Source organism: Collinsella aerofaciens (assembly GCF_015548375.1).
GTDB classification, from domain to species: Bacteria; Actinomycetota; Coriobacteriia; order Coriobacteriales; family Coriobacteriaceae; genus Collinsella; species Collinsella aerofaciens_AB.
In genome coordinates, this window is record NZ_JADMWW010000008.1 from 84,089 (window position 1) to 93,323 (window position 9,235).

General features: G+C 52.7%; 12 protein-coding genes and 1 tRNA gene. 4 read left to right on the forward strand and 9 right to left on the reverse strand.

Annotated elements, in window-relative coordinates; genetic code table 11:
* Positions 1–184: 184 nt before the first annotated feature.
* From I1969_RS05090 to I1969_RS05125, 8 genes are all read right to left on the reverse strand, one after another.
* A complete protein-coding gene (locus I1969_RS05090) occupies positions 185–769 on the reverse strand; it encodes a hypothetical protein (RefSeq protein WP_195233534.1) in 585 nt (194 codons plus the stop codon).
* 2 nt (positions 770–771) lie between these two features.
* Positions 772–1,587 carry a ParA family protein gene (locus I1969_RS05095; protein ID WP_195233536.1) on the reverse strand — a complete coding sequence of 272 codons (816 nt, stop codon included), beginning with the start codon at positions 1,585–1,587 and terminating at the stop codon, positions 772–774.
* A 48-nt stretch (positions 1,588–1,635) separates the two neighbouring features.
* Positions 1,636–1,815 carry a hypothetical protein gene (locus I1969_RS05100; protein WP_195233538.1) on the reverse strand — a complete coding sequence of 60 codons (180 nt, stop codon included), beginning with the start codon at positions 1,813–1,815 and terminating at the stop codon, positions 1,636–1,638.
* A gap of 548 nt (positions 1,816–2,363) precedes the next feature.
* The gene (locus tag I1969_RS05105) at positions 2,364–2,852 is read right to left on the reverse strand and encodes a hypothetical protein (protein WP_195233540.1); all 489 of its coding nucleotides are present in this window, start codon (positions 2,850–2,852) and stop codon (positions 2,364–2,366) included.
* A 44-nt stretch (positions 2,853–2,896) separates the two neighbouring features.
* Positions 2,897–4,018, reverse strand: a complete 1,122-nt coding sequence (locus I1969_RS05110; protein ID WP_195233542.1) for a hypothetical protein — start codon at positions 4,016–4,018, stop codon at positions 2,897–2,899.
* Positions 4,018–4,809 (reverse strand): MuF-C-terminal domain-containing protein, encoded by a 792-nt coding sequence (locus I1969_RS05115; RefSeq protein ID WP_195233544.1) that lies wholly within the window; start codon positions 4,807–4,809, stop codon positions 4,018–4,020. Before I1969_RS05115 ends, I1969_RS05110 begins: the two co-directional genes overlap by 1 nt.
* Positions 4,806–5,132: a helix-turn-helix domain-containing protein gene (locus I1969_RS05120; protein ID WP_195233546.1), complete on the reverse strand. Its 327-nt coding sequence runs from the start codon at positions 5,130–5,132 to the stop codon at positions 4,806–4,808. Before I1969_RS05120 ends, I1969_RS05115 begins: the two co-directional genes overlap by 4 nt.
* Positions 5,132–5,362 (reverse strand): helix-turn-helix domain-containing protein, encoded by a 231-nt coding sequence (locus tag I1969_RS05125; RefSeq protein WP_195233548.1) that lies wholly within the window; start codon positions 5,360–5,362, stop codon positions 5,132–5,134. The genes I1969_RS05120 and I1969_RS05125 overlap by 1 nt, the downstream gene beginning before the upstream one ends.
* Positions 5,363–5,470: 108 nt before the next feature.
* On the opposite strand from I1969_RS05125, the gene I1969_RS05130 reads away from it, so the two are divergent.
* From I1969_RS05130 to I1969_RS05145, 4 genes are all read left to right on the forward strand, one after another.
* Complete coding sequence (locus I1969_RS05130; protein ID WP_195233550.1) at positions 5,471–5,965, forward strand: helix-turn-helix domain-containing protein; 495 nt, start codon at positions 5,471–5,473, stop codon at positions 5,963–5,965.
* Positions 5,966–6,056: 91 nt separating this feature from the next.
* A complete protein-coding gene (locus I1969_RS05135) occupies positions 6,057–6,512 on the forward strand; it encodes a helix-turn-helix domain-containing protein (protein ID WP_195233552.1) in 456 nt (151 codons plus the stop codon).
* An 85-nt stretch (positions 6,513–6,597) separates the two neighbouring features.
* Positions 6,598–7,035 (forward strand): helix-turn-helix domain-containing protein, encoded by a 438-nt coding sequence (locus I1969_RS05140; RefSeq protein ID WP_195233553.1) that lies wholly within the window; start codon positions 6,598–6,600, stop codon positions 7,033–7,035.
* Positions 7,036–7,103: 68 nt separating this feature from the next.
* Positions 7,104–8,570 (forward strand): site-specific integrase, encoded by a 1,467-nt coding sequence (locus I1969_RS05145; RefSeq protein ID WP_195233555.1) that lies wholly within the window; start codon positions 7,104–7,106, stop codon positions 8,568–8,570.
* Positions 8,571–8,982: 412 nt separating this feature from the next.
* On the opposite strand, the gene I1969_RS05150 is transcribed toward I1969_RS05145, so the two are convergent.
* Positions 8,983–9,058, reverse strand: a tRNA-Ile gene (locus I1969_RS05150).
* Between the last annotated feature and the right edge of the window lie 177 nt (positions 9,059–9,235).

The window sequence follows — 9,235 nt, forward strand, 5'->3', positions numbered from 1 at the left end:
GCAACGCGAGCCCCGGGGAATGGCCCGTGGGGGTCCAGGGGGAGGCGGCGCGGAGCGCTCCCCCTGGGCGGCAGCCGGGAGAAAAAAGGGGCGGCTCCGAGCTGGGAGCCGCCCCCGAGGTCTGGTCCCGTATCTGAACGGACGTCAAGCGGGTGCCTGCTTGATGGCACAGTGGATGCTAGGACTAGTTTTCCAAGGCCAAGATACACGCCCTGATGTATGCGCTGGCGGTGAGGTTTGACGGCAGAATCTCCGGGTGTGCGGCGCGAGCGCTCACGAGCCCGGTCATGAGGCCCTTATACACCTCAAAGTGGACGAGGGCCGTTCGGCTATAGCGCGTGGCACTCATAGATCGCTTGGGGTTGTCCAAGACGGACAGATCGAGCTCCCCGCCGCTGATTCGGTTGCGAAGTGCATCCTCGACGACACGGCTGACATTGGCGTCCCTCCTGGGGCCACCTTTCAGTTTGAGCTCGAGAACGCGCCGCTCAAGGATTTCAGCCTCGAGCGGCGATGTCGAGAAGGTAACCCTCTCTTTTTTGGAACCCGAAGATACCTTGCTGGCAGCGGGAGCCGCCGCGGGTTTGGTTTTGCGGGCACTCGCGGGGGAAGCGGGCGATGCGGCGACGCCGTCCTGAACAGGTTCTTGCGGGGCGGGCGCCGCAGGACGGGGCACAGGACGGTTCTGTGCCCCAAAATTAGGCAAGGTAAAGCGCGGGGCATTGCTCATCATGTCGCCTACAAGGTTCTCGGGCAGGTTGGAAGCCATAGCTACTCAACTCCTTCGGTTTCGCCGGCGGCGGGCTTGAGCTCACACCAGTTCATGATGTTGCCCACAAGGACGTCGTACTCGAATGCGGCGCCCTTGAGGACGTTCATCTCGTAGATGCTGCGACCATTCGCCTGCGCATCCTGGATTGCAACAGTTATACCGATTCGGCGCTGGAAGACCTTGAGCCCCATTTTTGGAAACTCCTCGACCATCTGAGCGGCAAAGGCTCTCGCGAGCTTGGCGATACCGCGATAGAGCGTGATGAGGACGGCAGGGGCGCTCACCCACGCGACCTCATAGGAATCAGATACCGCGCTGAGGAGCTCGAGGGTCTGCTCGACAGCCTCGGTGCCAAGCCTGTCGGCGGTAGTCGGGATGACAAGATGGGTTGCGGCAATGGTGGAGGAAATCGTCGAGAAGGTCATGCCAGGCTGGGTGTCAACCACGACGGCATCGAAGCCGTGCTGGGAGACAGCCGACTCGATTGCGCGCGTCAGAGAGTACTCATTGATCTCGTTGCCCTCAAGGTCCCTTTCGTCGGCGACGTTGGCAAGATCGAGATCGCCGGGGACGGTCGCCTGCCCATCCTCGGTGCAAACCACCTGAACGCCCTTGAGGAAGCTGGAGCTGCAGCAGGTGCCTTTCGCGACGCAATCCGACTCGATTCTCCCGAGGGAGCCCTGGGGATCCATGTCCACAGCCAAGACCTTAAGGCCGCGGCGGCGAAGCCCATCGGCGATGGCGTCTGCGGAAGTCGTCTTACCGACGCCTCCCTTCTGATTGGTGAACACGATCACAGGGGTGAAATTCGGCATGGTGATTCCTTTCAACTGAAATTGAAAACGATTTGAGCCAGGCAATACCTAGGAGCGACTGGCGATGCTCATGACCACAAGAGCGATCGGGATGGCGATGAGGCACGCGGCCGCGCCGACAATGAACTGAAGGATGGCGTAGGCGAGCCCGCTCGCAAAAAAGGCTACGAGCGCGCCGAGCCCCAAGATAAATTTGATGATTGAAATGTAATTAGGATAAAAAGACATATAACCTCCAATGCCCTAGCTGGACCGATGGCGGAAAACCCGCATTGAAGGTTGTTGTTAAATAATACCAGAACTACGTCACTAATGAACTATGAAATAGATGAATAAATGAAACGCCGAAAAAGATAAAGGTGCTAAAACGGAATACCAGAACTTAAGAAAATACGAGGAAGAGAAATACGTATTCAATGAACTAATGAAGGACGTAAAAACGTAACTGTGTAATAACGTAGCCGTGTAATTGCATAACTGTGTAACTACGTAACAGTGTAATTACGTGACTGCGTCATAACTTAATATCAAATCATTGTACTTGTGCCTTACGTCCTCATCTTGAGTAGCTTTCCTATAAAGGCCTCCACCCGGAATCGTCCTCTTCCCCATCGTCGAATAGCTTGAGCGCGATCGCAGCGGAAGTAATAAGAAGCAGTAAAGCCAACCCATCCAGCTGGAGAAGGTAGCTCAAGCCGGCGAGGGCAAGAAGCAGCCCGGCTGCAAGTAGGATAATGTTACGGGTCATATATGTACCCGCCAAAGGATTACGGCGCTCACGCGGCATCACCAACGATGATGCTGTAGAGATCGTCGTCTGACGCTATCAACGCGACGATATGGTTTCTCCTCCTGATGACGGTCCTCTTCGACACACCCAGTAGCGCGCCGATCCTTTCGCATGTCAGGTTGTCGATATAGGACAGCGAAAAGATAGATCCGAGTCCCGGCTCGTAATCGTCCAGTGCCTCGACGACGACCATTACGAGATTCAATGTCGAATCGATTTGCAGGACGCGGTTCCTCATCCGCTCCCTCTCATTCGATCGGGACGGCAGCTGCCTGAGCGCTGTCTCGCACTGGCTTCTGATCGAGGCCAGGTGTCTCAGCTCGGACAGAACGCATCTGACGCGCTCCTCTCGAGCGCCGATGCCGCCATCGTCTGAGGAAAGAGACGAGCCATGGTTCTCGCCCTCGATCCCGACGATTGCAGATTGTCCATTGCTCTCGGTTCTAATCAGCCTTTCCCACGAGTTCCCTTCCATGTCACTTCCCCTTTCGACATTTATTCAATCGTTCGTTCAGCAGCTCACAGCGAAGATGTGGCCTGTTTGCGGGCCAGGTCTATCGCAGCCTCCTTGTTATCGCCGCGATAGACGATTCCGTTCGCATCCACAACCGGATGGACCGGCCCGTCGCCGATGATGAGCCAGGCGCCGTCGGGAGCCCTGCGCAGGTGCTTTTCGCCGCGGCCCGCTCGCTGGCGTGCGGCCTCGACCATCTTTCGGCATCCCTTGACGCTCGTGTCGATCAGCCATTTTCGCAGCTGAGGCATGAATTTGTCCTCGCAGCCGGCATCCTTGGCCTCAGCCTGCCGACGAGCCCACGCAGCGCCAATCTCGTCGGCCCCGAAGCCCAGACGACGCAGCTCGTCGTAGGGCTGGCGTGCGGCGTCGAGCTTGTTGCGGTTGATCGTCTCGTCGGCGATTTTTCTGAAATCGCCTGCGGTGTCGACCTGAGAGTCCATTTCGGGATAGACGTCCGGTTGGTTGGTTTGAAAATCCATCCATCCATCCGTCCAATCTTCTGGATAGTCATTACTTATAGGTATATAGGGGGGCTCACCTGAAAAAATTGCAGGTGAGGAAGAATCTTCACGTGAAGAAATTTCAGGTGAGGAAGTATTTTCACGTGAAATATTTTCCGGTGAGGAAGTTTTTTCAGGTGAAGAAACTTCAGGTGAAGAAACGTCACGTGAAGTACTTGCAGGTGAGGAAGAATCTTCACGTGAAGAAATTTCAGGTGAGGAAGTATTTTCACGTGAAATAGTTTCCGGTGAGATTCGGAAAGAAGACCTTCCGGCGTCCGGATGGTCCGCCAGCCAAGCCTCCCTGGCGCGGACAATTGGCTCTGTGGCTGCAACAAGAGATCTGCCGACGGTGTTCATGCCGTGGACGTGCGATCCGCGCTCAACGATAAGGCCCATCTCGAGAAGGGAGGCGATGGTCGTGCGGGCGGTGCGCTCGCTCGTGCCGGACCAGTCCGCGAGAACGGCGGCTCCAAAATCGTAGCAACCCTTATCTACCGTGCAGGAGTAGATAAGGGCATATGCCACGAGCTGTGCGGGCCTAAGGCCCAGGTAGCGCATGAAGCCGTGTATGGCGAACGAAGGACCGTAGCCTTCGGTCTCTGTCTCGAGAATCTTCGACACTATGCGGCCTTTCTCCTTTGCAGCGCCCGGACCGCCAGGGAGAACAACGCCTCTTCGTTGAAGACATTGCACTCCCCTGCCGCCCTCGCGGATTCGATTTCACTTATCAGGGACTCGCGTCCGTAAACGGACAGCATGAAGTTGACGAGCTCACCGGAGCGGAATTGACCACCGCCGACAGACAGGGGGACCGCTAGGTCGAAATAGGCGACAAGCGGCTGGCCGATGGTATCGACCGCATCCAACGCAACCGCCACCCTGCCTGCGCCCGCCTTAAAGATAGCAACAGGAGCCTGAAGTAGTTCGGGAACCGATGCAAGCAGCGAAGGCTCGATGCCGTGCCTGTGTGAGCGATTGGAGATTGTTGTCTCCCGTACAATATGCCGCACGGTGTGGCAGATAGGCAGGTTGGGAATACCCGCCGCCAAAAGCGCCCTCGGTGTTTCGGGGAGAACGGGCACAGGCGCCTGTCGGTTGTAGCCCCGGCCCCTCGCCTTTGCAATTTCGGCGAATCCAGTCCACATTCGGCATGAATTCGCGTATTCGGCTAGATCTTGATTGTTTAGACCCTCTACTGCGTTGGTAGAATCAACTTGACCGACGAGGGCGCGATACCGTCCTATGTCGTCGAGATCGTGTTGACGCTGTTCACCTTTCCACATCCGTGAACTCCCTTCTTCTACGGTCTCACGTTTCGGGTGCGGCTGGGGCTCTTCCTTAATTTCCCAGTCGCACTTTTTTTCTGACACCCTAAATTGAACAGTCTTCGGAAACGATGCGGGACCCATCATGCGGCCCCCTTACGGCCGTCGCGGGCCATGTGCTTTGACATGCTCTCTTGCAGGGACTGCAGAGATGCGTACTCCTCGTACTGCATCTCAGGGCTCGACTCCTTAATGAAAGGCGTCCTGCGCATATAGGCGTCGAGGTCGTCAATGTTGATGTAGATGGTCCGCGATCCGCCACGGTTGAACGCGCCGTAGACGGCGGGGATCTCACCGGATTCAATGAGCCCCTGCACCGCATCGACATGGCGATGGATGTATTTGGCTGCCGCGGATTTTGAGAGCCATTTACTGCTCGCCCAGGGCTCCATTCTCTCTTTGCTGCTCATTACGCGACCTCATTTTTTTTAGAAGTTCGCTCATCTGTAAAGCCAAGCAAATAATCAATCGAACAATCAAACTTCTTTGAAAGCTGCACCAGAATGGGTCCCGGAATTTGAGCGGGGTCTCTTTCCCAACGACCGATGGTGGCTCGCCGTCTTCCAACCAGCTCTCCGAGCTCTTCTTGGGACATGCCCAAACGGTATCGCTCAGACCTTAGATTTGAGATACCAGACATACCAACTCCTGTATGACACTACCAGTATGACCTGTACGACTTATTTATCGTACAAGTCGTACGAGTTGTCAACCATCCCGTAAGACAAAATTGTTAAAGGGAGGTAGGATGACTAGAAAGAAGAGCCCGCAGGAGATTGAGATCAATCGCCTATTTGGTCAGAATCTCAAGCAGGCCAGAAAACAGCTAAAAATCAATCAGACTGTTGCGGCTCGTAGAATTGGCGTTGAGCTTGTCACCTACCAGTCATACGAACAGGGCCGAAGATTCCCGTCAAACGAGACCTTAGAGGCTATTTGCAATGCACTGAACGTGCGGTTGTCTGATCTCGTCGACCCCTCATGGCGTAATCTTCACGCCATTTCCCCCGCAAAGTCATTGATTGCCCTTACGGAATTGGAAAAGGCTGCGACAAAACCAGCGGAAGTTAACGACGACTCCTTTGAAAGGCTTCGGTCTGCTTGGATTCGTTTAAACGACAACGGGAAAGGTATTGCGCTTTCGCTAATTGAAAGCTTGCTTGAAAACGACCTGTTGTTGAATGATTCTGAGCCGGCCTTTTCAAACGGTGATTCTCATTCCTCCGTGGCCCAATCAGCATAACGATTAAAGATCAGCTGGAGGCAAAATCACCCATGCCTAAATTCAAAATTGGCCAAATTGAGAAACAAGGTGCTCAGAGAAAGGAGCACCCATGGGCAACAATCTGAAAACCATTCGCTCCAATAGTGGAAAGACCCAAAAACTAGTAGCTGAAGAGCTCGGTATTTCGCTCTCTGCTTACAGAACGTATGAACAGGGGACGAGACGTCTCACGGATGAGCTTTTACTCCAGCTCTCGACATATTTCTCTGTTTCAGTTGATTCAATACTTGGATCTAAATTCTCAGCATCGCTTTCTTCACCCTCATTTCTTGAAGACTCCGAAATGCGTTCAATAGTTAACGCCGCAATCTCAGAAATGAATAAAGAAGATAGGCAGCAGTTTAGAAAGCTGCTGGAGAGCTATATGGCTCTCAGCTTAACTGGAAGAAAGCAGCTGGCTGAAAGTGCAGACACTATGAACCGTTCTGGTAAATACAAGAGATTTGGAAATATTGCTAAAAGCAACGTCTCAGCTAGTTCTCACGGTAGAGCCAAGACCGTCTAAACAATCGAACGGAGCTTTCAACACAAGAGTCCTTTGTCCTGACTGGAAAACAATACGAGGTAGTCATTATTGAGGGGTGATGCAAATGCAAAACAATCTGAAGCAGATTCGTGAGAGTAAGAACATCTCGCAGCCTAAGGCAGCTGAGGATTTAGGGTACGGCTTGTCGACATATCGGAAATATGAAAACGGGACCAGAAGAATCTCTGACGAAAAACTCGTGCAGTTGTCCTCTTATTTCAATGTTTCCATAGATGTAATTCTTGGCACAGCTTACAAGGTCGACCCAACATCCCCACAGTTCCAAAAGGACGCAAAAACAAGGTCGTTTCTCAATGCAATAGTTACCATCCTTACACCCCAAGAGCGATCGCTTTTACACGAGCTGCTCTCAAACTTCTCCAAGCTCAACGAGAGCGGCAAGACAAAACTAGTCGAAGAATCCGATACGATGGTTCGCTCTGGGAAGTTTGAAAAATTTGGCGGGCATTCTCAATTATCGAGTGCCCAAGAAATTGCTTAGAAAAGCAAGCGGCAGCTTCAGCACGATAGTTCTGACTCCAGATTGGAATTTGATTCAAAGAGGACCAGATGCCTAAAAACAAAATTGGTGTAATTGAGAAAATAGGTGTCGATGCCGATGGCTTAGAGATATTCAGAGTTAGGGTCGAGGCCGGCACTCGTAAAAAGCGTGCCACAAAAAGGGTAACGATTCATGGAACCATGAGAGATGCCCAAGCAGCCGCATCTATGCTCTATGTCGAGTTGAATTCCAGCCTTTCCGAACGCGACATTCCTGAGATTACGCTGAATCAATACTTTTATGGCAGGTTTATCCCAGCCCTGGAAAAGGAAGGTAAGACCAACAGCACAATCGACGGATATGTCAAAAACTACCGAAAATGGATCTCCCCGAATCATGGCGAACGAGTCCTCTTGAATCTAGATGAGGCTAATGTCCGAAATCTCATAGAGCAATCTGGCACCCCGAGAAACACGCTGCGGACGTACAGGGCGATTTTGAACAGAGCCAAATCGGATGGTTTCATGCGCCATAAAATGGATCTAACGGGACTCGACGCCAGGGCGAAGAAACAGAAACGCCCCGCGCCATGGTCACCCTTGGAATTAAAGAAGGCTGCCGATGCACTCGTTGACGATGAGATGGCATATCTAACCCTGCTGGTCGGTAGCGCGGGTCTTCGCAAAGAAGAGAACCTTGCAATCACGCCAGCCGACGTACAGATATTGAAAATGCCGACTTCCCAGGGCGTAAAAAAGTATGTGCTCCTGAACGTCCATGCGGCCTATACCGACGAGGACGGACTTAAGGTCACCAAAACAGAAGAGTCTAAAAGGCACGCTCTGGTTCTTCCAGAGTTTACGGAAAGGTTTCTTTCAGCCCTCGAGGCCACGAAGCCCTCAATCGAGCAAGTTGAGGGCTGCTGGCTCATCAGGCACAAGACAAGCTGGCACAAGTCCAGAAAAGCCAAATATAGGATCGAAACCGTCATGGGAAATCGGAAAGAAGCCCAGGCGCTTGCGAGTCGGTTGGCCGCAGAAACGGCAGCAAAGTATAAGTTGGGCTCAAACCCAAAACTGAAAGAAGTCGCCGATGGAATTTGGACTGTCACCGTTTTTAACGGATATGTCGACACCATGGAGAGGACCATCGCGCCGGAGGCGTTCATTGGAACCGAGCAAGATGCAACGCGACACGCTCTGGAGCAGTGGAGCAACCGGCGAATCCTTCCGTGTGCCGGCGAAACGCTGCGTGGCCACTGGGAAACCGCGCTGAGGAAACACGGCCTGAGGTTTATCCCCGTGAATAACCTGAGACATACCTCAGAGACGCTCATGGCCGCCAGCGGAGTTTCGACTCCGACAATTTCAAGCATGCACGGACACACGCAGTTTAAGACGGATTTCCAGCACTATATCGACCTGAATGTCGAGGCGATCCTTGATGCCGCCGATAAGGTCGACACATTCATGGCTTCAGACATGGCAAGCGGCGGTTTCACTCTCGAATCGTATATTGAGAAAAAGGACTTCTAGAAGATGTTCAAAAGCCAAACGCGACTAGTTTCTATACAAGTCAATACAAACTGCGCCTGAGGCAATGAGAGGCGATACAAGGTGCCGAATCGATATCTTAGTACACTGATGAGTTCCAGACTTTCAGATGTCCTTATAACGCCTCTGAACGCTTAGCCCATCCAGATCTGCCGAAAACTTCGACCATAAATTCATCGTACTTCCAATCCTTTTGGCGAAAGAAAACGCATCGATTGGTCGATCAGTAAGCTCATTTTAAATCTTCTGATACAGACGGAACCCATATCTATTCACAAATCAGTGGTGGATAGTGGTGGATAGCCAGAAGAAACCAGTGGATTCTAGAAGGAATAGCCAATAGTAAAGCGGTTCCCCTGATTAACTGTATTTCATGGAAACCGCTGGTAGATAGTGGTGGGCCCTCCGGGATTCGAACCCAGAACCCAGGGATTATGAGTCCCCTGCGCTAACCGTTGCGCCAAGAGCCCTTGTGATTAGTGGTTGCAAAGGTAATGGAGAACTTCCATGTAGAGAAGCGTTGCACCACGTCGTGAAATACTACCATGCACGCGACGCCCGTTCAACGCACGATCTTGTCGACCAGGAGGATCATGGTGCCGCCTTTGACCTTGTGTGCCTATATGAAAAAAGGCCCCAACTTGCGT